Below are 24,780 nucleotides of genomic sequence, written 5' to 3'. Positions count from 1 at the left end.
GGAACCTGATTACAGCATCACCGTCATCGGCCGGGCCAAACGCGACTATGTCTGGGTCATGGCCCGCGAGCCCGAGATCCCGCAGGCCAAGTACGACGAAATCGTCGCCTTCCTCGGCGGGCTCGGCTACGACACGAGCAAGATCGAGAAGGTGCCGCAGCGTCCGGGTGGGTGAGGCGTGGGCGGGGGTGTTTGCCCCCGCGCGTCCCTCTCGGTAGTACGCTCGACGACTCAATCGGCCTCGCGGATGAGAGCCGGGGCTCGTGCCGGCGAAAGAATCCGAACCTTCTCCTGAGCGGTGGCCAGATCAAGTAGATCGGCATCGCCGCTTACCAGCCAGTCGGCATCTCCGACAAGCGCTGTCCACACGAACTTGTCGTCGTCCGGGTCGCGACTGAAACGCATTCGGTCGTGGTCATGCTGATCCAACTCAACCCAATCCGTTGCTGCACTGAAGTCGTGAAGAAGCGCTTGACGCTGCTCCAGCGTGAGGTATCGGTCGAATTTGGGACGCCACAAGCGGGTCTCCAGCTCGGCGAACGTTTCCCGGGAAAACAACAAGCGTCCGTGCTCAAGTATGAAGTGCGTCACAAGCGACGGCGGCGTGCCGCTCGTCAATGCGGCCGAATCGTTCGATTCGCTCAATGCGCGTCGATCCTCATCCGCGTCGTTTCTCGTGTTCATGGCCAGGTGTTCGGCGCATCTCAGCACGAGAGCAACCATCTCGTGTGAGTTTTTTCGTTGCCCTGTCGGTCTTCCCTTCCTTATCCTCCCCCGATTCGGGTCGACCGGCCCGCCTCCAGGCAGATCGCACTATGTCCGTCAACGCTTGGCTGAAGTCTCACCGTCCGCTTGCCGGTGCTGCGCTGAAACGCACCATCGGGTTCGGTGTTGGACAGGGGCTGCTCGCCATCGCACAAGCCTGGTTGCTTGCCTTGATCCTGAACGCCGTGATCTTCGAGGGGGCGGGTCTGACCGAGATCGGGCACTTGATGGCGGTCCTGCTGGGGCTCTTCTTGGTGCGCGGCGTCACCGTCTGGCTGGGTGAGCGGTCGGCCTTCCAAGCCGCTGCCTTGGTCCGCAGCGGGTTGCGTGATCAGGTGTTCCGCCACCTACAACGCCTTGGTCCGCGCTATCTGGCCAACGAGCGCAGCGGTGCCTTGGTCGAAATGCTCACCAAGGGGATCGATGACCTGGAGGGCTATTACGCCCGCTTTCTCCCGGCCATGACCCTGACGATGATCCTGCCCGTGGTGATCCTGGTCGTGGTCTTTCCGGCGGACTGGGTTGCGGGTGCGGTCATGCTGGTGACCGCGCCGCTCATTCCACTGTTCATGATCCTCATCGGATCGAGCGCTCAGTCCAAGAATCAGCGCCAATGGAAGGAGCTCGCGCGCATGAGCTCGCACTTCCTCGACGTCATCCAGGGCCTGACGACCCTGAAGCTCTTCGGGGCGAGCCGTCGCGAGGCGGACGAGGTGGCGCGTATCTCCAATGCCTATCGCAGCAGCACCATGCAGGTCTTGCGGGTCGCCTTTCTGTCCTCGGCCGTTCTGGAGTTCTTCGCCGCCATCGGTATCGCCATCATCGCCGTCTTCGTCGGTTTCCGGCTCTACGGGCTCGTGATGCCGCTGCCGGAGTGGCTGATGGCACTCCCCGAGATCACCTATCTGCAGGGCCTCTTCATCCTGATGTTGGCGCCCGAGTTCTACGCCCCCTTGCGCAACATGGGGATCCAGTACCATGCGCGCATGGCCGCCGCCGCGGCCGCCGAGCAGATGATCCGGGTGCTGGATACCGAGCCGGAGGCGCGATCCGCACCCGATGCGAACGCAACCCAGGCGACTGCAACCGAGCAGGCCGCGTCCGGCCACACCCAGCTGCAGGCACCGCGCCCCTTCGGTTTGCGTTTTCAGGACGTGCATTTCAGCTACGAAGAGGGCCGCGATGCACTGTGCGGCATGGATTTCGATGTCCCGGCAGGCGCCCGTGTCGCGCTGGTCGGGACCAGCGGGGCCGGCAAGACCACCGTCATCAACCTCCTGCTAGGCTTCCTCTCGCCGACCTCGGGGCGGATCCTGATTGGCGAGCAGGCGCTGTCCGACCTCGACCTCGAGGATTGGCGCAGCCACCTTGCCTGGGTCCCGCAGCAGCCGCGTCTCTTTCAGGGGACGATCGGCGACAACATCCGGCTTGGCCGTCCGGATGCGGATATCGAGTCGGTCCGCGCGGCGGCCCGTCGCGCCCGTGCTGCCGAATTCATCGAGGCGCTGCCCGCCGGCTACGAAAACCTTGTCGGCGAGCGCGGGGCGGGTCTCTCGGGCGGTCAGATCCAGCGCATCGCACTCGCCCGCGCCTTCCTGCGCGACGCCCCGTTGGTCATCCTGGACGAGGCGACGGCCAACCTCGACCCGGAGAGCGAGCGTCTGGTGCAGGAGGGCATCGAGGAGCTGGCGAAGGGTCGCACCCTCTTGGTCGTCGCCCATCGGCTCGCGACCGTGCGCCGGGCGGACCGCATCCTGGTACTCGAGTCGGGCCGAGTGGCCGAGTCCGGGACGCACGAGACCCTTTCCGCATCGAACGGGATCTATGCCCGTATGATCGCGGCCTACGGCCAGACTGCGCCCGGGCAGGCCGACGTTTGGAATCCGGAGCAGGAGAACGATCGATGAAGGAGCTGTTGCGTCTCTGGAGCCTGTTTCGGCCCTATCGCGGCTGGATGATCGCCGGCACCCTGATTGCCCTCCTGACCCTGATCGCCAACGTCGCGCTCATGGCCTTGGCGGGCTGGTTCATCACCGCCATGGCGGTGGCCGGGGTGGCCGGGGTCGCCATCAACTACTTCGCGCCGGCTGCGCTCATTCGGCTCAGCGCCATCGTGCGCACGGCCGGCCGCTACGCCGAGCGCTTGGTCAACCACGAGGCCACCTTCCGGCTGATCGCCGAGTTGCGGGTTTGGTTTTACCGCCACCTCGAGCCGCTGGCTCCCGCGCGTTTGCAGCAGTATCACAGCGGCGACCTGTTGAGCCGCATCCGTGCCGACATCGACGCCCTGGACAACCTCTATGTGCGCGTGCTCGTACCCGTGGCGGTCGCCGCCATCAGCGCGGTGCTCTTCTTCGTCTTCCTGCTGCTGCACGACCCGCTTTTGGCGCTCTCCGGGCTTGCCTTCCTGCTGATCGCCGGCGTCGCCTTGCCCGTTTGGTCGCAAGGGCGCGGCCAGGCCCCCGGGCGTCGGCTCGCCGAGGACGAGGCCGAGCTGCGCGCGGCCGTCATTGACGGGGTTCAGGGTATGGCCGAACTGACGATCTACGGAGCGAACGAGCGCCAGTCCGAGCGCGTCAACGTCCTGGGGCGACGCCTGATCGCCGATCAGGCGCGCTTGAGCAGCGATCACGGCGTCACCCAGGCGGCAGTGGGTCTGAGCGCGAGCCTGAGCCTCTGGGTGCTGCTCTGGCTCGCCATCCCCATGGTGCACGACGGCACCCTGATGCCCCCGCAGTTGGCCATGCTCGCGCTCTTCACGCTTGCGAGCTTCGAGGCCGTCGCACCCTTGCCTCAGGCCTTCCAGCTCCTCGGTCGGACCCTGGCTGCGGCGCGGCGGATCTTCGCCATCGTCGATACCGAGCCGCCCGTGGTCGAGCCGACCGCACCCTCGCCTCGACCGGAGCGTTTCGACATTCGCTTCAGGGGTGTCGGATTCAGCTATCCGGGTGCGGCGACGCCCGCCGTCGCCGACATCGATCTCGATGTCCCGCAGGGCACCCGTGCCGCGGTCGTCGGCGCCACGGGCTCGGGCAAGAGCACGCTCTTCAACCTGCTGCTGCGTTTTTGGGAGCCGGACGCCGGCGCTATCAGCATCGGCGGTCACTCCATCACCACCTTCCGCGGCGACGATCTGCGCAGCCATATCGCGGTGGTCAGCCAGCAGACCTATCTCTTCGACACCACCATCCGCGAGAATCTGCAGATCGCCGCGCCCGAGGCCACGCAGGAGGCGATCGAGGCCGCCTGCCGCGTCGCCCAGATCCACGACTTCATCAGCGAGCTGCCCGAGGGCTACGGCACCTGGGTGGGGGAGACCGGCGTGCGTCTCTCCGGCGGACAGGCCCGGCGCATCGCCGTCGCCCGCGCCCTGCTCAAGGATGCCCCCATCCTGCTGCTGGACGAGCCCACCGAGGGTCTGGATGCCGAGACCGAGCGCAGTCTCATGCAGGCGCTCGACCGGCTCATGGTCGGGCGCACCGTGCTGCTCATCACCCACCGTCCCGCCGGCCTGGACTGGGTCGACCGCGTCCTGGTGCTCGACAACGGGCGCGAGGTCGCGCGCGGCGACTCCAAGGTCATCCCGGAAGCCACGCAAGGGGCCTTGCTGCGAGACGCCGCGGGTGCGGTGGCGTGAGCTGACGGTGAGCGAAGCCGCGTCTGGAGCAACATGCGTCGTTAGCGGCATGAAGGTGCGGGTGGCGGCCCACGAGGCCTTCTATTACCCGGACGTGCTTTTGACCTGCGATCCGCATGACTGCCGCATCGGGATAGCGCCGAGCAAGCTCCTCCACGTCGCCGATCTCGACATCGGACGGGATCACCCCGGGCCACTCGGTGCTGCCGCCGAGAAACCACCGACCGCCGCCAAGCAGCCGGGCCGTGTGAAAGGTGTCCCCCGGAATCGGAAACTGCTCCTGCTGTCCGTCGGCCAGGGCCGGGCCGATCACGAATGAATCCGGCGTACTTGATTTGGGAATGCACATGCGTTGGCGCTCCGAGATCTCCCCCCTGTTGCTGACCCTCGCCGCAGCCGGCGTGGACGCTATGGTCATCCTCGGCTTCAATGTCCTCACCGCGGCTCAGACGGGAAACACCGTCCTGCTGGCGGTTGCGGTTGCGCGCGGCGATGCCGAGACGGGCTTGAGTGCCGCCGTCTCGGTCGCTGCCTTCGTCGCGGGCGCGGTTGCAGGGGAGGTTCTCTGTGGTTGGTCGACATCGGGCCCTCGGCGCGAAACCGGCATCCTCCCGGCGCTGCTGATCGAGATCCTCCTCCTGATCTCCCTCCTCATGCTTTGGTTGCCGGTCGAGCCCGTCGCCGGCCGCTCCGGTGTTGCAGTGGTCGCGCTTGCCGCGTTGGCCATGGGGGTCCAAAGCGCGGCCGTACTCCGGCTGCAGGGCCCCTCGACCACCTACATCACCGGAATGCTGGCCACCTTCAGTACCGGATACGTCCGCTGGATCCGCGCCGCTCGACACCGACGTCTCCGGACCCGGCCGGCCGAGTCCGATGCGAAACCGCCGCCTGACCGCCTACCCTGGCGCAACGGCCTCATCTGGGTGGTCTACCTGAGCGGCGCCATCGTGTGCGGAATACTCTTCCTCCGCTCAGGCGCGCTCGCCCTTCTCGTCCCGATCGCATCCATCTGCGCGGTCATCGCCATCCAGCGCTCGGCACCGGCCTAAACCGCGTCCAGAGCGACATGCGTCATTTTCATGTTTCGTTTGGCTTCGGAGATGTTCTCGATCTTGGTGCGGCGCGGTTTAAAGTTTAATATTTTTCAATGCTTTAAACCGCGCCTGCTGCGGCGGTCGTCCGAGCATGCGCGGCCAAGCCAAATCAAAAAACTACGCATACCGCACCGGGCGCGGTTTAGAACCGATACCGTATCCATGCCGCCATCGATACCCGCCAGTCAGGCATTTTTCATGTCACCGATACGGGAAAACGTTGTCCTTCCCCGATTTCGTGCGCACAAAAACAAATCCGCCCCCTTGTTTTCCTTGCCTACGGGGACGACCCCAACAGATCCGGACGTGCGTGACTACCACATCTTATGTGCTGCAGCACATCAGATGTTGGAAAGCCGCTTGCCCAGGTCTGAGAGGGGCGTTTCGCAACTTGGTCCACGGGCGAGACCATGTGGTACCGCCGAGAAAGCAGGCGGCAAACAGAGAACACAAACGTCGCCCTACCCTTTTTCAGGGAGTGCCCGGCCTACTCAGAGCCCTGGGGGGCTTGCGTCACAGGGTTTGATTCCCGATTCCTCGGCGATCGCTCCGGATGCGGCGGTTGACGCGATTTCTGTCCGATTACGTCCCGATCGCTTCGCGCGATACAGGGCAGCGTCGGCCTGCTCGATCAGGGCTTTCGCGTTCTGGGCATGGTCGGGAAAACTCGCGAGCCCAATCGAAAGCGTTGCCCGGATCCGGGTCTCGACCCAAGCCAGCTCGCTGTCGGCGAAATCTCGGCGCAAGCGTTCTGCACGCTGGAATGCGATCTCCAGGGTGATACGCGGCAGCAACAGCAGGAATTCCTCGCCCCCGTAGCGACAGACGATATCGCCCTCGCGGACCCCCGCCCGCAGGCACTGGGCCAGCACCTTGAGGATCTCATCGCCGGCCGGGTGTCCCCAGGTGTCGTTGATACGCTTGAAGAAGTCGACGTCGATCATGGCCACTGCCAAGGGATATCCCTCGCGCTCGGCACGGGCAAATTCGCGTGCTAGGGTCTCGTCGAGATAACGTCGGTTATAAAGCCCGGTCAGCGGGTCCCGGACTGCCTGTTCGGCGAGGATTTCCTGCAAGCGACTAATCTTGTTCAGGTTCTGTTGAAGTTCCCGGTTCGCGGCCTGAAGGGCGCGTTCCATGGCACGCTGCCCGCTGATATCGCGCTTGACGGCAACGAAACACTCGATCTTGCCTTGATCGTTCTTGACGGGGGACATGGTCATTTCCTCCTCGTAAAGCTCTCCGTTCTTGCGACGATTGATCAACTCGCCACGCCAAATCCGCCCGGCCAGTACGGTCTGCCAGAGCTGCGCATAAAACGCTCCGGACTGTTTGCCGCTGTTGAGGATCCGGGGGTAACGACCTTTGACCGATTCCAGATCGTAGCCGGTTTGCCGGGTGAAGGCAGGATTGACATACAGCAGGTGGCCCCGGGTGTCGGTGATGACGATCGCGTCGGCCGCAGCCTCGATGGCGGCGAGGCGGGTGCGCAATTCAGACTCCAGCGCCTTGCGTTGGGAGATGTCGCGCGTGATGCCGAGGAGCTTGACGGGGTGACCGGCCTCGTCCATCAGATAGGTTGTCACGACTTCCGTCGGAACGATGCGACCGTCACGGTGTGGTTGGTCGACCTCGGTGGTGACGTAGACCGCCTCGGTATCGCCCGCCAAGAGGCGCTCGATCGTCTCGCGCATGAGGGCCTCGACCTTCTCCGCCGATTCCGGGGTGAGGGCGTCCTCCATGGGTTGCGCGATCACTTCCTCCGGGGTGAAGCCACGCAGGCGTTCCACCGAGGGACTGACATAATCGAACCGCTGACTGGCTAGATCGAGCATCCAGATGACATCGCCGCTGTTCTCCGTGAGCAGGCGGTGCAGTGCCTCGCTCTCGGCGAGCTCTTGATTCAACCTCGCGCGCCGCGCGATCTCCCCGCGCAGGCGCAGGTTCAGGCCATGCACGCGCCAGCTCAGCAAGGCCAGCGTCAACGCCGCCGCCAAGGCAAAGGTCAGCGCGGCGACCAAGCCCGGATCGAGTCGGGGCGACTTGACCTCATAGAGAAACCCATCCAACGGGAAATGCTCGGGCAGCATGCCCAGCGCGGCATAGGTATCGGCGATATGACGCCAGCGGCCGGGGTTGACATGCCCGATCGCGACCAGGTCCGGCTGCATCAGGCGCCGACTCTCCTCGGCCTCGAAGCGATAGTGCGCGCGGGTGCGGTCTTGGCTGTTGTATTTGGCCATGATGAGCTCGATGCTTTCATCGATATGCGCCATGGCGTCATGCCAGCCTTTCAGGCTGGCGGCGAGAAAGGCCCGTGTTCGCTCGGGGTTGGATTTCAGCTCGGATTCGCTGGTAAAGAGGATGTCGCCGTAGAAATCGATGCCGCCCGCGCGGGCCGAGAATTCGTTGTAGTCAAGACCGGCCTGGCGCAGAAGATAAGGTTCCGTGGTGGAATAGGCCGACATCGCAGCCACCTCGTTCTGCAGCAGCGCATCGATTCCCAGGCTATGGGGAAAGATCGTCAGCTCGTCGGGCTCGACGCCTTCCTTTAAGAACAGGGCCAGGATCTCGGCCGAGCCGGCCTCCAGCATGATGGGCTGTCCGACCAGCTCATGGAGATTGCTCGCGCGGTCGGCGCGGACAAGGAGCTCGAAGGGCGAGTGCTGGTAGATCGGGGCTAGGGCGACAACAGGGTCGGTCTGTCGAGACAGCAGCAGCTCGCTGCTGCCGATCCCGAACTGCGCCGCGCCCGAAATCACCTCGGCGACGGGGTCGGTGTGCGGTCCGGCCTCCAGGAGTCGGACATTCAGCCCCGCGTCACGGTAGTAGCCCTTTTCCAGGGCCATGTAGTAACCGGCGAACTGAAACTGATGGCGCCATTTCAGTTGCAGGGTCACGCTGTCCAGGGCAAGGGCCGGGAGTGCGGCACAGATGGCGATGCAGAACAGGGTCAGGCGTGCAAGGGGAACGCCGCGCATTTTACACGTCGCGCCAACGGATCGATCCCTGGCCACCCAGACAGCCGTGTTCCTCATGAAGCTCCATTGGCTGCGTCGAAAACGCGATGATAGCCTCTAATCAATCGGACGCCTGTTGTTTTGTACGCTGCCTAGGCGACGGCTGCGGCCGCTTGGGCGGATAGGACATCCAAGCCAGCCCCCGGGAGCCTGGGCATGTACTGAGACAGGAGTTGTTTGGCGGGGCGGGATGCACCGTCAACAGGCAGCGGCGGAGCTGGTGGACGTCGCGAGCGGTGCGAGAACGTGCGTCCCCGGGCGCTCAAGCCTTTAAACCGCGCCAGCTCCGACAGTCGTCGGAGCTGGCGCGGCCGATCCACTCCAACACATGACGCATACCGCACCGGGCGCGGTTTAGGGAGATGATCAGGACGGCAAGGAAGGAGCGAGGACGTGGCGGCCATGCCGGTGGGTTCCTTTGTAGATGGTGCGGAAGCGTTCGAGTGGATGATACCTGTTGCGATCGTTGGGGGCAGCGGCGGCGAACGCAGGGATTTGCTCCCGCTCAGCCCGGTCTGGGGGGGTCTTCCCGAATCGACGGCGGTTTTGCATTCAGCCGCCTGTGCCGTTCCCGCATCGCGAGCCGCGCGAGATAGGCGCCGACCCCGGCGCCGATGGTATTGAGGACGAGATCGGTGACCGAGGGGTGGCGGGGCAGCAGGATCTGCAGGGTTTCGATCGAGAGGCTCAAGGCCGCTCCGAGGAGCATGATGTGCACGATGGAGAGGCGGCGTCCGAAGAAGAGCATGAGCAGGGCGCCGAACGGGATGAATCCGAAGAAGTTGACGTAGATGTCGGCGTTTGCGTAATAGGGCCGTCTATGGTCGAGGTCCCACGGGTTGAATGCCTTCATCTCCCACCAACCCCCGGGGAGCTCAATCTCGGCGGGATCCAGAACATCGATGGTGCGGCCGTCGATGTCGACCGACGCGGCCCGAATCTCGCCTGTCCAAGCCCGCCCGTAGGGAAGTTCGTTGCCCATCGCCAGCGCGAAGTCGGGATTCCATTCGGGGAAGGGCGAGCTGGATAGCACCTGATCGAATCGGGTCTCGTCGTCGACCGTCAGGGCCAGTCGATCCGGCTTGAGTCGAAAGCGGATCTCGTGCCACTCGGGGTCGCGGAAGACGTCGGCCACCTGCAGGTCCGGCGTGCCGTTGGCGTCCGATCCCGGGCGGCGGACGCGGATGACGAGATCGGCGCCCTTTTGCCCGAGTGTCAGATTGCGATCCGAAACGCCGTCGGAGATGGTGAAGAGCCGGGCAGGCCCGCGTTGATCGGGATCGTCCGTGCGCGCGACGAGCCGCACCTCGAGACTGCTCGTGTCCTGTAGGCCGCTCAACCAGTCCGGCGCGCCGTGGGTTCGTGCGATGCCGACCTCCGGGAACGACAAGCCTCCGTCGGCCGCGCGTTCGGCCTGATTCACGACATATTTCGGGAGCTCGAAGGTGAAAGGGTAGAGACCCACTGCCCAGTAGCCGAACAGAAAGAGGGTGAGGATCAGGATTTTGGTCGGGCCGTGGCTTGGCATGGCGTGCGTGTCCTTGCGGGCTTTCAGGTGATTTCAGGGATAGAGGGTGTGCGGGCCTGTGGGCGAATGAATTCGCCCATACAGGCGTGGGCTGTCGGGATGTTCATTGCCGGAAATCGGCTCAGGTTGACGTGCGTTGCTCGGGCGTCAGTCGGCGCGCAGCCCGAAGCGATATTGGATGCGGGTCGGTCCGCCTTTGGTCTCGCGTGTCACCCAGGCGGTGTGGAGGTTGCCGACGTCGTCCAGGGCGATGGACGGATGGCCCTGCTCATCGGGGCCGGAGGCTCCGGGAAGCGGCAGGTCCTCGCTCCAAGCGCCGTCGGTGTACCAGCTCAGGAGGATGTCGCCCTGTCCTTCGCGCTCGTCGGTCCAGGCGACGACGAGCGTGCCGTCGGGTCGGCCGGCGGCGCTGACGTGCCATTGCGCGGACAGCTCGCCGAAGTCGTCCTGCACCCTCTCGTTCGGGCCGAATCCGTCCGGGCCGAAGTGTGCGGCATAGACGTCGTAGCCGTGACGGAAGTTGCGTTTGTCCTCCCAGGCGGCGAGCAGGCGGTCGGTGCCATAGGGTGCGATCGCGACACGCGCGACGCCGTGACCTGCGCCGAAGGGCATCTCGGGACCCGGCGGGTCCTCGCTGATCCGTGCCGGCGGATCGAAACGGCAGGGCTGACCGGGTGCACTCGCTGTGGCCATGATGATGGTGTGACCGGGGCGGCGGTCCTCCCAGGCGACCACGAGCCGTTCGCCGACCCGCGCGGCGGTTGGGAAGAGTTGATCGGCCGCCGGGGCGACGGCGTCCGCCGGGCAGCGCGCCTTCACCGCCAGGCCGAGCGCGCCGTCGCGGTCGAGTGTCGCGGTCATGATCCGTCCGACGCCGGTCTGCCGATCCGCCCAGATCGCAACGAGATCCTCGTTGGAGGCGTCCAGGCTGACCTGTGCTCCTTTGGGGCTGAGCTCCAAGGGTGGTCCGAGACCCTCCGGGGTCGCGAGCCGCACGAGGATCCGTCCGTCCTCCTCCCAGGCAACCGCGAAGCGGCGATCGGGCATGGCGACGACGGCGGGCTCGAAGGCCTCGCCTTCGCCACTGATCTGGATCGCGGGGGCAAAGACGGGCGCATTCGGATCCTTCAGCGCCAGGTAGGCGCGCGGGTTTCCCGCGTGCTCGTCGTCCCAGACCACTGCGACCGTCCCGTGGGAGACCGCGAGGCTGCGGCGTCCCGCGGACGACATCTGGTGGAAGACGCCCGCCGAGGTTCCGACCACCTCGATCGGCGTCTCATCGAATGTCCAGGGCTGCGCCGCGACCGACCCCGCGGCGGTCGCCCACGCCAGACCGGCAACGAGCGCCCCGGCGAGGGTGGCACGGCTGGGTTTTTGGACGCACCGGATCACGAGGCACCCGCGACGGCCAGCGCCTCTTGGATCTTGGCGTCGGCCTCGAGCAGATCCTCGATCCGCTGTACGCCCACCAGACGCAGGACCGTCTCACCGTCCGGCGTCATGAATGAAAATACGGGCGTCACGAAGGCGTCGTAGCGAGTCCCGAGCTCGCGCTCGGTGATGCGCTCCCCGCTCGGCAGGCGTAGACGCTCTCCGCTCTCGGCATCGACATAGGCGAGCGCGTAATGCGCGGAATAACGCTCGCGCACCTGCGCGTCGGAGAATGCCTCCTTGTTGGTCTTCTCGCAGTAGCCGCAGCCGTAGCGGCCGAAGTAGACGAAGAGCGGCTTACCCTCGTCCCGAGCCTGTTGCATGGCCTGGTCGAAGGGTTTGAAGGCGTAGCCGTCAGGCGCCTCGGCGTGGGCTGCGGCACCGGAGATCAGGAGAAGGCCGAGGAGGGCCGATCGAGCGAATCGGGGCATGGGTCAAGCTCCCGCGAGTAGGATGAATGAGGTTGCGTACCGGCACCTTAGCAAAAGCCGGTGCGGACCGGCACCCGCAGCTTGTTTGCAACTCCGGCCATCGTGTCGCGTGGCGCAGAGCGCCGCGGGGCAGCGTGACAACGCCGAGCGGGTGCCATGAACAAAGGAACGCCACCCGGATCGGGCGTCTGAGCGGTGAGGATGGGTTTTGGTCGTTTTTGAATCGTTCCGAAGCGCTCGGTGAGTCGAGGTGATCGGGCGGTCAACGCCGCCAAAAGGCCGGCGAGAGGATCACCAGGATGGTCAGGATCTCCAGGCGCCCGAGCAGCATGGCGACGACGCCGAGCAGCTTGCCGAAATCGCTGACCGATTGGAAGGTGAGGGCGACCTCGCCGAGACCCGGACCGAGATTGTTCAGGCAAGTGGCGACGGCACTGAAGGCATCCAGCGGGGCGAGGCCGGCGTGGATCATCAAGAGCGTCAAGGTCGCGACCGCAAAGGTATAGAGTGCGAAAAAGCCCCAAACCGAACGTGCAAGGCGGGGGTCGACAATGCGTCGACCCAAGCGCAGCGGCAGGATGGCGTGCGGATGGATCAGCTGACGCACCTCCTGCGCGCCTTGCTTGACCATGAGCAGGACGCGCAGCACCTTCATGCCGCCGGCGGTCGAGCCGCCGCACCCGCCGACGAAGCTGATGTAGATCAGCAGGAGCGGGAGGAAATCCGGCCAGTGGGCGAAGTCGACGATCCCGAAGCCGGTGCTGGTGACGATGGAGACCACCTCGAAGGCGGCATCGCGCAGGCTGGTGTGAACCTGGTCATAGGGGCCTTCCAGGTACAGGATCAGACCGACCAACAGGACCATCGCGAGGACGAAGCCGAGGAAGGTCCTGGCTTCGGTATCGCGCAGATACTGCAGCGGATTGCGATCGAGCCAGACCAGGTAATGGACCCCGAAGTTGATCGCGGCCAAAAGCATGAAGACCACGGCCACCGCCTCGACGGCGGGGCTTGCGAAATGGCCCATGCTGGCGTCGTGGGTCGAGAATCCGCCGGTCGAGACGGTCGACAGGCTGTGGGAGACGGCATCGAACGGGGTCATCCCCGCAAGCCAGTAGCCGCCGGCACAGGCGATGGTGAGCGAGAAGTAGATCAGCCAGAGCGCACGTGCAGTTTGTGTCAGACGCGGGGTCAGCTTCTCCTCTTTGAGCGGCCCCGGCGCCTCGGCCCGGTAGAGCTGCATCCCGCCGATGCCCAGCATGGGCATGACCGCGACCCCGAGCACGATGAGTCCCATCCCGCCGAACCACTGCAGCTGCTGGCGGTAGAAGAGCAGCGAGCGAGGCATTGCATCCAGGCCGGCGATCACGGTCGCCCCCGTCGTGGTGATCCCGGAGGTGGATTCGAACAGGGCGTCGACCGGCGAGAGACCAAAGCCGTTCATCAGCGGCCAAGCACCCAGGATACTCAGCAGCACCCAGAAGAGCGCCACGACCAGATAGCCGTCCCCCACGCTCAACTCGCGTGCGCGGCGCCGACCGATCAGCCAGAGGAAGGCGCCGCCCGCGAGCGAGCCGACCATCGGCCAGAGGAAGTGCACGACGTCCGACTCCCGATACCAGAGGCCCACCAGGATCGGACCGATCAAGGTGATGCCGAAGATAAGGGCATAGATCCCGACGATCCGACCGACCAGGACCGGGTTCATGGGCGCTCCCGAGCGCCTGCTCGGGCTCCGGCAAGTGTGCGGTTAGGGTCCCGAAGGGACTGCGCCGGATGAGCCGGGCGTGCAGACTCAGCGGGCGACACCGAGCACCTCCAGATAGCGCTCGGCGCTGCGTTCCTGCGTGTATTCGGAGACGGCGGAGCGCAGCCTCTCGGGTGGCAGGGGGTGTGTCAGGGTCCGCTGCATGGCGTCGGCGAGCGCCTCGACATCCCCGACGGGCACCAGCGGCCCGTAGCGTCCGCCGTCCAGGAGCTCGAACGGACCGCTCGGGCAATCGGTCGAGACGACCGGGACGCCGAGCGCCATGGCCTCGGTCAGGACGTTCGGCGAGCCCTCCCAAGCGGACGACAGCACGAACAGACGGGCACGCGCCAGAAAGGCATACGGATTGTCTTGAAAGCCGAGCAGCGCGACGCGGTCGCTTAAACCGAGCTCGGCGATCAGCGTCTCGAGCTTGGGTCGCCCGCCGCCTTCGCCGAGAATCCCGAGCCTGTAGCCCGCTGCGCGCGGCAACCGCTCGAAGGCATGGAGCAGGGTCGGAAAGTCCTTCTGACGCTGCAGGCGTCCCGCGCCCAGGATGACAGGCGGCTCGCCGGGCGCGAGCCAGGGATGCGGGCAGGGCTCGGCGGCCAAGCGCTCAAGCTCCGGCGTGATGACCGGATTGCGGATCACGCTGATCTGCTCGCTCGGCAGGCGGGCGATCCGGGCGGTATCCTGTGCGACACCCTCGGAGACGGCGACGATGTGATCGATCCGCGGATAGAGCAAACGGATCGGGGTATAGCGCAACCACCGCTCGGCTCCGGACCTTTCGGCCATCGCCGCGGAGAGGTGGGTTCCCAGCCGCATCACCAAGCGGGTGTCCGTACCCGCCAGCGCTCGCGCCAGCACCGCGGCCCGACCGGCGCGGTCCTTGGCAGCCAGCAGGGCCGCGGGGCGGCGGCGCCGAAGATAGCGGGCGAGCGCCGGGGCGGCGAGCGCACTGTGTCGGGTGCCCAGTTCAATCCGGGTGACCTCGGCCGGGAGCCGTGCCAGATGCGGGCCGGAGGCGCGCATCAGCACCAGATCCACGGGCTGACCCAGGTCAAGGACGCCGCGGATGAGGTTGACGAGCATGTGCTCGACACCCCCGGCGCCCGAGAAGGATGCGAAGACGGCGATAGGGGGCTTGGTGCTCGGCATGACGGGCTCTCGCGGAGGATGATGTCGCCCCGTTTCGGTGCCCGCTGGATGCGCCGAGACGGGCCGATCGGCGGGGACTTGGCGGTGCGTGTCGGTGTCGTCGCACGCGGTTCGGCGTCGTACATATCGGCACGGAGTCACCGGCGATCGTCAAGGTGTACGGGTGGTATAGTCTGGTGTCTGCACGAGCTTTGATCACAACGAGGACAGAATCATGGCGGTGAAGAAGATCCTGATGCTGGTCGGCGATTATGTCGAGGACTACGAGGCGATGGTACCGCTTCAGATCCTGCAGATGGTCGGACACAACGTCCGCACCGTCTGCCCGGACAAGAAGCCCGGTGACTGGGTACGCACGGCGATCCACGACTTCGAAGGCGACCAGACTTACAGCGAGAAGCCGGGGCACCGTTTCGCGATCACGGCGGACTTCGACGCGGTCGATCCGGCCAAGTACGACGCGCTGGTCATCCCGGGCGGCCGCTCACCCGAGTATCTCCGATTGAATCCGCGCGTCATCGAGTTGGTCCGCCATTTCGCGGCCGGCGACAAGCCGATCGCCTCGGTCTGTCACGGTCAACAGATCCTCGCGGCTGCCGGGATTCTCGAAGGCAAGCGCTGCACCGCCTATCCGGCGGTGCGCCCCGAGGTGGAGCGCGCGGGCGGTACCTGGTGCGAGGTCAACGAGACCGTCTCCAATGCCTACACCGACGGCAATCTGGTCACGGCCCCGGCGTGGCCGGCGCACCCGGAGTGGATGCGCAAGTTCCTCGATTTGCTGGGCACCCGCATCGAAACCTGATGAGACAGCGCGTCTTTGTCTACGGGACCCTGCTGCGCGGAGAGGTCAATCACCATCTGCTCGCGCAGGCGGAGTATCTCGGGTCGCATCGCACGGAGGCGTGCTTCTCGCTCTATCTGCTCCGCGCCTATCCGGGCGCGGTGCGTGGCGGCGCAACCGCGATCCGGGGCGAGGTGTACGGCGTCGACCGTGCCGGCCTTTGCCGGCTCGATCGACTCGAAGACTATCCCGCACTCTACGACCGCCGACTGCTGGCGACGCCGTACGGACGGGCCTGGATCTATCTCTTTCGCGGATCCGTGCGTGATCGCCCGCTGATCCCCGGCGGCGACTGGCGGACCTTCGTGACGGATCCGGACTCGATCCGGGCTGCCGGCGTGCGCCGGGCGCGCGATCCGAAGACCCGTGGCCCGTTGCTCGTCGATACGAGCCGTAAAACCGTTGCGCAGCCGAGCGATTCGGAGTCGGTCCGCTCGCACGCCTGATCCAAGCCCTGTTGACTTTGGAGTAAGCCCGATGTCCGAAGAAGGCCGTTTCAAAATCCATCTCGAGCAGCAGGAAGGCTTTCAGATCAATGTCGCCTTTGACTGGAAGCGCGCCGCGGATCTACTGATGGACGAGCCGCCCCCGTTGGGCGAGCAAAAGGGACCGAACGCGTCGCGCTTGCTCGCCGCGGCGGCGGCCGACTGTTTGAGCGCGAGTCTGCTCTATTGCGTCTTCAAGGAGGAGCCGCCGGACAATTGCCTGCGTGCCGAGGCCGTCTGTGTGATGGTTCGCAACGAGAAGAAGCGGCTGCGTGTCGGCCGGATGGAGATCACCTTGATCCTCGGGGAGCCCGTGACGACATCCCCGCGTTTCGCGCGTTGCAAGGGTCTCTTCGAGGATTTCTGCGTGGTCTCGGCCAGCATTCGGCAAGGGATTCCGATGCGCGTGACGCTTCGGGACGAGGCGGGCAACGTCCTCCACGAGACGGAATGACGTGCCGTTGGACGTGACGAGCCACCGCGCCGGTCTCGCGCCGTCGGTGTGGATCGCCGATCCGCACGTGCGCGCCGAGTCCGGCGTGCTCGATGCTGCCCTAGCCGCTGTCGGCTTGACCGACCCGAGACCCGTTCTGGTCTTGGTCGGCGGCGCTGCGAATCTGCCCGAGGCGGTGGCGCCCGCGCTGCTGAGACTCTTTGAGCGGATGGCGCCGCAACTCGACGCGCTCGGCGCGGCCGTCATCGACGGGGGCACCGCCTTCGGTGTCATGGCGCTGATGGGGCGGGCGCGCCGCAGCGCCGGTGCGCGCTTCCCGCTGATCGGGATTGCGCCGCAAGGTGCGGTGGTGATCGACTCCGGCGAGCCGGATCCGCCCCTCGGCAAGGACGGCAAGGCGCGGCTCGATCCCGACCATACCCATTTTATACTGGTGCCGGGCGACGGCTGGGGCGATGAGTCGCCCTGGATTAGTGCCGTGGCCGATCGCCTTGCGAGCGGGCGCGGCACGCTGATGCTGGTCGCGGCCGGCGGGGAGATCACCCGTCTGGATGTGACGCACCGACTGCGGTCCGGCGGTCGCGTCCTGGTGCTCGCCGGCAGCGGCGGCACCGCGGATCGGCTCCTCGAGTGGCGTTGCAACGGTGCGGCGGGTCTGGATGGCCCGGGAGATCTCGACGCCGAAGCCCCTGAACGCGCGCTGATGGATGTCTTGGACCTGGCGGACGCGGACGAGCATCTCCCCGGTGTTCTTGCCCGAGCATTCGCCCCCTGAGGATGGGACGGATGCCTTTTGCCCTCGGTCGACTCCCTGTTCTCGTCTGCGGCTCCGAGCCGCTCGCAGGACAGGTCGTCACGGGTCTGCGCGGCGAGGGTCGCAGGGCCGAAGCGGTCGACCGGGAGCGCCTTCTCGAGCTGGATCCTCGACGAATCCACACCCTGATCCTGGCCGATCCCCCCAATGCGGCGGCTCTGGTTGCAGCGCTTGTCGCCCGCGGTCGACATGACCGTCGTTCGGGTCGACGCCCGAGCCGCCAGGCGATTCGTCGCCTGATCCTGATGCATCGGCAGGATCCGCCGCCCCGGTTCACGATGCCGGAGCCCGACAGCCCGTGGCGTCCGGAGACCTTTGCAATCCTCGATCGTGCCGCGCGTGCCCTGCTCGGTCGGTGGCCGTTGCATCTCGGCCTCGACCCGCGCTTTGGCCAGCGACCGCATCTGCTGATCGCCGGTTTCGCCGATCCTGCGCAGGCGCTCCTCGTGCATGCCCTGCGCCTGATCCAATACGGCACGGGTCGGCCGTGTGTCAGCGTCGTGTGTTCAAATCGCGCCGCGGCCGAAACGCGCTTCCTCGGCGCCTATCCTCAAGCCCGGGCGATTGCCGACATCCGATTCGCGCCGGTCGAAGATCTCGAGTCCCTGCTCTCCCCGGTTCGTGCTGCGAATCAGCGCAGCGGAATCGAACAGCAAGTTCCCGAGAATGCGCCCCCGGTTACGCTCGCCCTCGTTTGCCCCGGCGAGGCGACCGGCGAGGGCCTGGATCTCGCTCGTGGGTTGGTCGACAGGCTCGCCGCACTCCAGGGTGTATCGCCTCCCGTCCTGCTGGAGACCGGTGCGACGGCAAGCCCCGGGCGAACGCTCGCCGCCGGGATCGAGGATTGGGACGGTCAGATCATCCCGGTCTCCTATCTGCGCGAGGCATGCCGCCCGGCGGTGTTGCTCGATGGACGCGGCGACGAGGTCGCCCGGACCATCCACGATCACTATCGCGACAGCATCGCCGCTCAAGGTCGTGATCCGGATCTGGAACCTGCAGGTCAGCCCTGGGAGCTGCTGGAGACCTCCTATCGCCAGGCCAATCGCCATCAGGCCGACCACGTCTGGGCCAAGCTCGCCGTGACCGATGCCAGGGCGGTGCCGGAGGAGATGGTCGAGTCCTTCGTCTTGACGCCCTTGGAGGTCGAGCGACTCGCGATCATCGAGCACGAGCGCTGGGCCGCGGATCGTCATCTCGACGGCTGGAGCTACGCCCCCGAGCGCGACAACCCGCGCAAGCACCACCCCCAGCTCATTCCCTACGCCGATCTTTCCGAGCCGATGAAGGATCTGGATCGCTTTGCGGTGCGCGGTCTGCCGACCCTGCTCGCGCGTCAGGGCCTCGGGATCCTGCGCTTGCTGATCGTCGGTATCCCGCAGCCCGCTGCGGGCTGTCCGGGCGGCATGCGGTTGCGGCGGCTCGCCGACCAGGCCCTCGATCGACTGGTTGTGCGTTACCCGGATCGTGCCCTCGTGCTCGCCTCGACCCTGAGCGATCGGCGCTCGCGCGAGCTGGTGCGCGAAGCGATGGATCGCGAGCAGGGCGTGGGTCTCTTTCTGCTGCTTCCGCGCCCCTTGGGGCAAGTCCTTGCCGAGCTGCCCGATCCGCACGACCGACGCGATTTCCTGACGCTCACGGCGCGGGCCGAGCGGCGGATCGGCCTCAACGGCGAGACCGACTTGGCGACCTGGCTGTCGGAGCGTGCCGACATCAGTCTGATCCTGGGCGATCGGGTCCCGGCGGGCGTGGTCGAGAAGCGGGTTCGGCTGGATCCGGGTGGTTTGGGTCTCGACTGGAATTTCGAGTATTGATGGCCGCGGCCGGTCGTCGGTTCGGAACTGAACCGCGTCCAGAGCGAGATGCTCATTTTCGAGTGGGTTCGACGTTTGGTGCATCCACAGCCCTTAGCAGGGACGCGGTTTAAGTGCACCTGAATCGTGCGCGGTTAGCCCCGAATGCGCCTTTGTTGTGCGGCAGCCCGGGTCCGGGGCGTTGGAGCGGGGAGGATGGGTTTCGCTGCGCTCTACCCATCCTACGTTTTTGGTTTTCTTGATCGTTTCGGAGCATTTGCCCGCTTGTCGGCCGGCCTCGGCACGGGGGATGGAGGACGTCGAACTAAGGCGCTGGACTCGCGCCCTCTCTCGCGGGACGGGCAGACCGGCGACTCGCAGCGCTGCTTGTCGCCGTTGGCGCATGATTTGCATGTCGGTACAGCAGGAGAACCTGCAGGTGCGTCGTCCGCCCTGCAGCTCACGCGACAATTCGGCGAATAGGTGGCTAGGGTTCCGATCCGCTAAACGCGGGTGTCTGGTCCGAGAGCTGCCGACCTGATCCGCCGATCCGTCCGAACACCTTCCCGAGCCGGCTCGATCCGGCCTCCGAAAGGTCCAGGGCGCATCGACCGGGGCGGGTTACACGGCGGGATAAAAGCCCGGGAGATCACCTGCATGCAGGTTCTCCCGCGTTCCGTTTCGTAACCTGACCTCGGGAGAGTCTGCCATGACCTTCGCTCCGTCCAACCGCTCCAAAACCCGCGTGCCCCGCGTCCTAGTGCCGGCTGTCGTCCTCCTGCTCGCGGCCTTGTCCATCTCCGGCAGCGCACTGGCCAAGGATCAGTTCCGCATCGCCTGGAGCATCTATGTCGGCTGGATGCCTTGGGACTATGCCGCCGAGTCCGGCATCGTCAAGAAATGGGCGGACAAGTACGGCATCGAGATCGAGCTGGTGCAGATCAACGACTACGTCGAGTCGATCAACCAATACACCGCCGGCGCCTTCGACGGCTGCGTCATGACCAACATGGACGCGCTCACCATCCCGGCCGCCGGCGGCGTGGATTCTACGGCGCTGATCGTCGGCGACTTCTCCAACGGCAACGACGCCGTCATCCTCCGCGACAAGGCGGAGCTGTCCGAGATCGCCGGTCAGAAGGTCAATCTGGTCGAGCTCTCCGTCTCGCACTATCTGCTGGCGCGCGGGCTGGCCAGCGTGGGTTTGAGCGAGCGCGACGTCACCGTCGTCAACACCTCGGATGCCGATATGGTCTCGGCCTTCGCCTCGGGTGGCCCCACAGCCTTGGTCACCTGGAATCCGCTGGTTTCCGAGATCCTCGCCATGCCGAACACCGCCAAGGTGTTCGATTCGAGCCGGATCCCCGGCGAGATCATCGACCTCATGGTCGTCAACACCGAGACCCTCGAGGCCAACCCGGCGCTCGGCAAGGCGCTGGTCGGCGCCTGGTACGAGACCATGTCGATCATGTCCAGGGATGACGAGGCCGGTCGGGCCGCGCGCACCGCGATGGGCAAGGCGTCCGGAACCGATCTGGCCGGCTACGAGGCCCAACTCGCCAGTACCAAGATGTTCTTCGAACCGTCGGAGGCCGTGGCTTTCGCCAAGAGCGAGCAGTTGCCGGCGACCATGGAGGAGGTGGCGAGCTTCTCCTTTGACCACGGCCTCCTCGGCGAGGGTGCGCCGAACCCCGGTTTTATCGGCGTCGCCTTCCCCGGCGAGCGCTACTTCGGCGACGACGGCAATCTCAAGCTGCGCTTCGATGCGGGCTTTATGCAGATGGCGGCGGACGGGGAGTTGTGAAACGACTCATCAACCAACGCCCCGGCCCGGTCTCGACCGCGGCACTCGCGCTCCTGCCCTTCGTGGTCCTGGCGCTCGTCTATCTGGTGGCCTCGGATGCGCGGCTGGCTGAGAACCCGAACGACAAGCTGTTGCCCTCCTTCAGCACGCTCGCCGAGTCCTTCGTCCGCCTGACCAGCGAGCCGAGCCAGCGCACCGGGGAGATCCTGCTGTGGCAGGACACGGGGGCGAGTCTGCGACGGCTCGCGCAGGGTGTCGGGATCAGCGCTGCGATCGGGCTGGTGCTGGGCGTGGCCCTGGGTGCAATCCCGCTGATCCGGTCCGGGTTTGCACCCTTTGTCGCGGTGCTGTCGTTGATTCCGCCGATGGCCGTGCTGCCGGTCCTCTTCATCGTCTTCGGGCTCGGCGAGGTCTCCAAGGTTGTCCTCATCGTCGTCGGCATCACGCCCTTTATCGTGCGCGATCTGCAGCAGCGGGTGCAGGAGCTGCCGCGCGAGCTGATCATCAAGGCGCAGACGCTCGGCGCGAATAGTTGGCAGATCGTCCTGCGGGTGATCCTGCCGCAGGTGGTGCCCAGGCTGATCGATGCGGTACGGCTCTCGCTCGGCACCGCCTGGCTCTTCCTGATTTCCGCCGAGGCAATCGCGGCCACCGAGGGCCTCGGCTATCGCATCTTCCTCGTGCGCCGGTATCTCGCGATGGACGTCATTCTGCCCTACGTGGTTTGGATTACGATCCTCGCCTATCTGACCGACTTTCTGCTGAAGCAGATCTCGCGTCGTGCCTTCCCCTGGTACCACACGGGAGAGCCAGGCCGATGACACCGCGGATCCGCTTCGAGAACGTCTGGATGACCTACGGCGATCAGGTCGTGCTGGAGCGACTCAACCTGACCGTCGCGCCCGGCGAGTTCTGCACCATCGTCGGGGCCTCGGGCTGCGGCAAGACCACGCTGCTGCGCCTGTTGCTGGGAGAGGAGACGCCCAGCCGCGGGCGGATCCTGCTCGACGGCGAGCCTCTTCCCGCAGAGCCGGGTCCCGATCGAGGCATCGTCTTTCAGCGCTACTCGGTGTTCCCGCATCTCTCCGTCTTGGGCAACGTGCTGCTGGGACTGGAGCTGCGCGCCTCGCCCGTGACAGGTCGACTCTTCGGGTCAGCCCGTCGCAATGCGCAGGACGAGGCGGTCGCGATGCTCGAGGCGGTCGGTCTCGGCCAGGCGCTGCGCAAGTACCCGACCCAGCTCTCCGGCGGCATGCAGCAGCGCCTTGCACTGGCCCAATCATTGGTCATGCACCCGCGTATCCTGCTGCTCGACGAGCCCTTCGGCGCGCTCGACCCGGGGATCCGACGCGACATGCACGAGCTGGTCCTACGGCTCTGGCGCGAGAATAACCTGACCGTTTTTATGGTCACCCACGACATCCGCGAAGGCTTCTACCTGGGCACGCGCCTGCTGGTCTTCGACAAACTGCGCTACGACCCGGACGCACCTCAGGCTTACGGCGCCGGCATCACCTACGACCTGCCGATCGGACAGGCGGATCCGGAAACGCTGGCGGAGGTGTTGGGGCGGCCGCCAGCCGCCAGCCGCAAGACTTCAGCCCCCAGCCACCAGCGGTGAGCCCACCCGTCAAAGAGCTGATAGCTGATGGCTAAACCGCGCCCGGTGCGATATGCGTCATGTGTTGGAATGGCTTGGCCGCGCCAGCCCCGACGACTGTCGGAGCTGGCGCGGTTTAAAGTCTTAAAAAATATCAAATTCTAAACCGCGTCTCACCAGGGTCGAGGACATCTCCGAAGCCAAACGCGAAATGAGAACGACGCATCTCGCTCCGGACGCGGTTTAGTTCAAGAGCGAGGGCGAGTTCGAGATCAGGAAGTGGGATATCCTCTCAAGGTCGATGCGTGACGATTGATCCGTTCACCCGACCCCGCCGATACCACACCTCCTTCGCTCGAACGCCCTCGAAACGGCGAGGTCTTAATCGGGCAATCCCCGATGCCCCGCTCTGCAGGATGACGATCGCGACGTCAACGTCGATGCGGCCGAGGTGGGACGGTTATCTCAAGGCATCGATGCCGGCACCGAAGTTGATGTGAAGCACCGTCCCATCCATAACCAGGGCCGGTACCGACTTGACTCCGAATGCCTCTGCCTCCTCCAGGCGCGTGCGATCGGCGCCGAGATGGATCACCTCGACCTCATACCTTGCGGGGTCAATAGCGTTGGCTAAACTTTGCTCAGCCGCGATGCAGACAGGGCAACCGGCATGATAAAAGATCGCTTTGCTCTTCATCTTGGTCTCCGTTCTGATGCGTGGCCAGGGCACGATGCCGAAGCCTGACTTCGATAGTAGGAGCAACAGGACCGTTCCAATAGCAGGCACCTTTCGGTAAGCCGGGCATCTTTTGGTGTAATTTACTGATTCTGAAAAGCATGAAAAAACCATCGTCGGCACTTCGCTCGACCTACAAAAAACTCGAGGACGTGGTCGGCTGCAAATGGTCGGTCTCGGTTCTGCAAGCGGTCGGCGCCGGCATCGCTCGACCCGGAGCCTTGGAACGGCATATCGACGGCATCTCGACCAAGGTCCTCTCGGAACGGCTGCGCAAACTGACCCACTACGGCTTGCTGTCCAAGCAGGTCTTTGCCGAGTCCCCGCCGCGAACGGAATACGGACTCACCGAGAAGGGCCGGAAGCTGGTGAGCATCATCGACCAGATCAGGACGCTCGACTCGCTAACCGAACGGGCCGAGGAACGCGATCCGCGGGACGGCTAGGGCTGTTCTGCGGGGATTGGTCCGGCATCTCGGCACCCGGCGAGCGGGAGGCGGGGCAGACTTGGATGGCCGATGATCCGCCCCGGTCGGACAGGGTCTAGACTGATGGCATGGATCTCCTTTCCGCCGCCATTCTGCTCGCCATCATCATGGACCCATTGGGGAACATTCCGGTGTTCCATTCGCTGCTCGGGCGTTATCCGCGTCCCCGGCGCATCCGGATCATCGGGCGCGAGCTGGTGGTCGCCTACCTGGTGCTCTTGACCTTCCTGGCGGCGGGCGATCTGGTCCTGCATCACCTGGGGCTCGAGCAACCGGCGCTCGGCGTCGCGGGGGGCGTGGTGCTCTTCATCATCGCCCTGCGGATGGTCTTTCCGGATCATGAGGCGATCGAGCGGCGCGAGCTCGACGAGGAACCCTTCATCGTCCCGCTGGCGGTGCCCATGATCGCCGGACCGTCCGCGCTCGCCGCGGTGCTGCTGCTGGTGAGCCGCGAGCCCGATCGGTTCTGGACCTGGTTTGCCGCCCTGACTGCGGCTTGGTGCGTCAGCGCCGCGATCCTGCTGGCCTCCGGGCTCCTGATGGAGAAGTTGGGTCCACGTGCACTTCGGGCGCTCGTGCGACTCACCGGGATGCTGCTGATCATGATGGCGGTGCAGATGCTGATGGATGGAGTCGCCGTCTATGTCGAGGAGATGCTCGGCGGGCGCTGACATGCCGCCTGCCGCCTGCCGCTATCAGCTATCAGCTATCATCCCAAATCCGGCATTCAGAACCGCAAAGGCGCAAGGGCGCAAATAAAAACAAGGATTTGCAATGCGAATAACGTTCACCCTTTGGGTGAATAGCCGCATTGAAACAAGGCATCGAACGCCTTTGCGTCCTTTGCGCCTTTGCGGTTCAACTACTCTTTTTGGGCTCATCAATCCCTGGTGGCTGACGGCTGGAAGCTGGCGGCTGGCGGCTGATGGCTGATGGCTGATGGCTGATAGC

At 65.4% G+C, this 24,780-nt stretch carries 24 protein-coding genes and 1 riboswitch; of the genes, 14 read left to right on the top strand and 10 right to left on the bottom strand.

Annotation, left to right across the window (positions count from 1 at the left end):
• A partial coding sequence (locus GPT33_RS01600) for a lipocalin family protein (RefSeq protein ID WP_296805257.1) occupies positions 1-175 on the top strand: 175 nt, incomplete at its 5' end.
• Positions 176-231: 56 nt separating this feature from the next.
• Here GPT33_RS01600 and GPT33_RS01595 read toward each other — a convergent pair.
• Entirely contained in the window at positions 232-684 is a 453-nt protein-coding gene (locus GPT33_RS01595; RefSeq protein WP_296805255.1) for a putative toxin-antitoxin system toxin component, PIN family, read from the bottom strand.
• Between the two features lie 131 nt (positions 685-815).
• Here GPT33_RS01595 and cydD point away from each other — a divergent pair, with 131 nt between their 5' ends.
• Both cydD and cydC read left to right on the top strand, forming a co-directional pair.
• Positions 816-2,672: a thiol reductant ABC exporter subunit CydD gene (gene cydD / locus GPT33_RS01590; protein ID WP_296805252.1), complete on the top strand. Its 1,857-nt coding sequence runs from the start codon at positions 816-818 to the stop codon at positions 2,670-2,672.
• Complete coding sequence (gene cydC / locus GPT33_RS01585) at positions 2,669-4,402, top strand: thiol reductant ABC exporter subunit CydC (RefSeq protein WP_296805250.1); 1,734 nt, start codon at positions 2,669-2,671, stop codon at positions 4,400-4,402. Before cydD ends, cydC begins: the two co-directional genes overlap by 4 nt.
• On the opposite strand, the gene GPT33_RS18850 is transcribed toward cydC, so the two are convergent.
• Positions 4,344-4,751, bottom strand: a complete 408-nt coding sequence (locus tag GPT33_RS18850) for a cupin domain-containing protein (protein WP_363928918.1) — start codon at positions 4,749-4,751, stop codon at positions 4,344-4,346. The genes cydC and GPT33_RS18850 overlap by 59 nt on opposite strands.
• On the opposite strand from GPT33_RS18850, the gene GPT33_RS01575 reads away from it, so the two are divergent.
• Positions 4,750-5,451, top strand: coding sequence for a YoaK family protein (locus tag GPT33_RS01575; protein ID WP_296805245.1), 702 nt, complete (start codon positions 4,750-4,752; stop codon positions 5,449-5,451). The two genes, GPT33_RS18850 and GPT33_RS01575, sit on opposite strands and share 2 nt — an antisense overlap.
• A 536-nt stretch (positions 5,452-5,987) precedes the next feature.
• Here GPT33_RS01575 and GPT33_RS01570 read toward each other — a convergent pair.
• The 6 genes from GPT33_RS01570 to GPT33_RS01545 all read right to left on the bottom strand — a co-directional run bounded on the left by GPT33_RS01570 (position 5,988) and on the right by GPT33_RS01545 (position 14,814).
• Positions 5,988-8,477 (bottom strand): diguanylate cyclase, encoded by a 2,490-nt coding sequence (locus GPT33_RS01570; RefSeq protein ID WP_296805243.1) that lies wholly within the window; start codon positions 8,475-8,477, stop codon positions 5,988-5,990.
• A gap of 544 nt (positions 8,478-9,021) precedes the next feature.
• Positions 9,022-10,044, bottom strand: a complete 1,023-nt coding sequence (locus GPT33_RS01565) for a VanZ family protein (RefSeq protein WP_296805241.1) — start codon at positions 10,042-10,044, stop codon at positions 9,022-9,024.
• A 147-nt stretch (positions 10,045-10,191) separates the two neighbouring features.
• Complete coding sequence (locus GPT33_RS01560; RefSeq protein ID WP_296805239.1) at positions 10,192-11,436, bottom strand: hypothetical protein; 1,245 nt, start codon at positions 11,434-11,436, stop codon at positions 10,192-10,194.
• Entirely contained in the window at positions 11,433-11,906 is a 474-nt protein-coding gene (locus GPT33_RS01555) for a thioredoxin fold domain-containing protein (protein ID WP_296805237.1), read from the bottom strand. Before GPT33_RS01555 ends, GPT33_RS01560 begins: the two co-directional genes overlap by 4 nt.
• 262 nt (positions 11,907-12,168) lie before the next feature.
• Complete coding sequence (locus tag GPT33_RS01550) at positions 12,169-13,614, bottom strand: TrkH family potassium uptake protein (protein ID WP_296805235.1); 1,446 nt, start codon at positions 13,612-13,614, stop codon at positions 12,169-12,171.
• An 87-nt stretch (positions 13,615-13,701) separates the two neighbouring features.
• Entirely contained in the window at positions 13,702-14,814 is a 1,113-nt protein-coding gene (locus GPT33_RS01545; RefSeq protein ID WP_296805233.1) for a glycosyltransferase, read from the bottom strand.
• A 214-nt stretch (positions 14,815-15,028) separates the two neighbouring features.
• Between GPT33_RS01545 and GPT33_RS01540 the strand changes: the two genes are divergently transcribed.
• From GPT33_RS01540 to GPT33_RS01505, 8 genes are all read left to right on the top strand, one after another.
• Positions 15,029-15,616: a DJ-1/PfpI family protein gene (locus GPT33_RS01540; protein WP_296805231.1), complete on the top strand. Its 588-nt coding sequence runs from the start codon at positions 15,029-15,031 to the stop codon at positions 15,614-15,616.
• Complete coding sequence (locus GPT33_RS01535; protein WP_296805229.1) at positions 15,616-16,101, top strand: gamma-glutamylcyclotransferase family protein; 486 nt, start codon at positions 15,616-15,618, stop codon at positions 16,099-16,101. The genes GPT33_RS01540 and GPT33_RS01535 overlap by 1 nt, the downstream gene beginning before the upstream one ends.
• A gap of 31 nt (positions 16,102-16,132) precedes the next feature.
• A complete protein-coding gene (locus GPT33_RS01530) occupies positions 16,133-16,594 on the top strand; it encodes an OsmC family peroxiredoxin (protein WP_296805227.1) in 462 nt (153 codons plus the stop codon).
• Position 16,595: 1 nt separating this feature from the next.
• Positions 16,596-17,369, top strand: a complete 774-nt coding sequence (locus GPT33_RS01525) for a hypothetical protein (RefSeq protein WP_296805225.1) — start codon at positions 16,596-16,598, stop codon at positions 17,367-17,369.
• Positions 17,370-17,380: 11 nt separating this feature from the next.
• Positions 17,381-19,222, top strand: a complete 1,842-nt coding sequence (locus tag GPT33_RS01520) for a RyR domain-containing protein (protein ID WP_296805222.1) — start codon at positions 17,381-17,383, stop codon at positions 19,220-19,222.
• Between the two features lie 455 nt (positions 19,223-19,677).
• A riboswitch (guanidine-I (ykkC/yxkD leader) is annotated at positions 19,678-19,851 on the top strand.
• A gap of 59 nt (positions 19,852-19,910) precedes the next feature.
• Positions 19,911-21,005: a putative urea ABC transporter substrate-binding protein gene (locus GPT33_RS01515; protein WP_296805220.1), complete on the top strand. Its 1,095-nt coding sequence runs from the start codon at positions 19,911-19,913 to the stop codon at positions 21,003-21,005.
• Positions 21,002-21,826 carry an ABC transporter permease gene (locus GPT33_RS01510; protein WP_296805218.1) on the top strand — a complete coding sequence of 275 codons (825 nt, stop codon included), beginning with the start codon at positions 21,002-21,004 and terminating at the stop codon, positions 21,824-21,826. The genes GPT33_RS01515 and GPT33_RS01510 overlap by 4 nt, the downstream gene beginning before the upstream one ends.
• Positions 21,823-22,626, top strand: coding sequence for an ABC transporter ATP-binding protein (locus GPT33_RS01505; RefSeq protein ID WP_296805216.1), 804 nt, complete (start codon positions 21,823-21,825; stop codon positions 22,624-22,626). Before GPT33_RS01510 ends, GPT33_RS01505 begins: the two co-directional genes overlap by 4 nt.
• A gap of 439 nt (positions 22,627-23,065) precedes the next feature.
• Here GPT33_RS01505 and GPT33_RS01500 read toward each other — a convergent pair whose 3' ends face one another.
• Positions 23,066-23,302, bottom strand: coding sequence for a thioredoxin family protein (locus GPT33_RS01500; RefSeq protein ID WP_296805214.1), 237 nt, complete (start codon positions 23,300-23,302; stop codon positions 23,066-23,068).
• A 140-nt stretch (positions 23,303-23,442) separates the two neighbouring features.
• On the opposite strand from GPT33_RS01500, the gene GPT33_RS01495 reads away from it, so the two are divergent.
• Complete coding sequence (locus tag GPT33_RS01495; protein WP_296805212.1) at positions 23,443-23,787, top strand: helix-turn-helix domain-containing protein; 345 nt, start codon at positions 23,443-23,445, stop codon at positions 23,785-23,787.
• Positions 23,788-23,897: 110 nt separating this feature from the next.
• Positions 23,898-24,500 carry a MarC family protein gene (locus tag GPT33_RS01490; RefSeq protein ID WP_296805210.1) on the top strand — a complete coding sequence of 201 codons (603 nt, stop codon included), beginning with the start codon at positions 23,898-23,900 and terminating at the stop codon, positions 24,498-24,500.
• Between the two features lie 24 nt (positions 24,501-24,524).
• Here the strand turns inward: GPT33_RS01490 and GPT33_RS01485 are convergent.
• A partial coding sequence (locus GPT33_RS01485) for a hypothetical protein (protein WP_296805208.1) occupies positions 24,525-24,780 on the bottom strand: 256 nt, incomplete at its 5' end.

Origin of the sequence: Thiocapsa sp., from assembly GCF_011390875.1 — a bacterium.
Classification (GTDB): domain Bacteria; phylum Pseudomonadota; class Gammaproteobacteria; order Chromatiales; family Chromatiaceae; genus Thiocapsa.
This window is presented reverse-complemented; position numbering and strand designations above follow the sequence as displayed.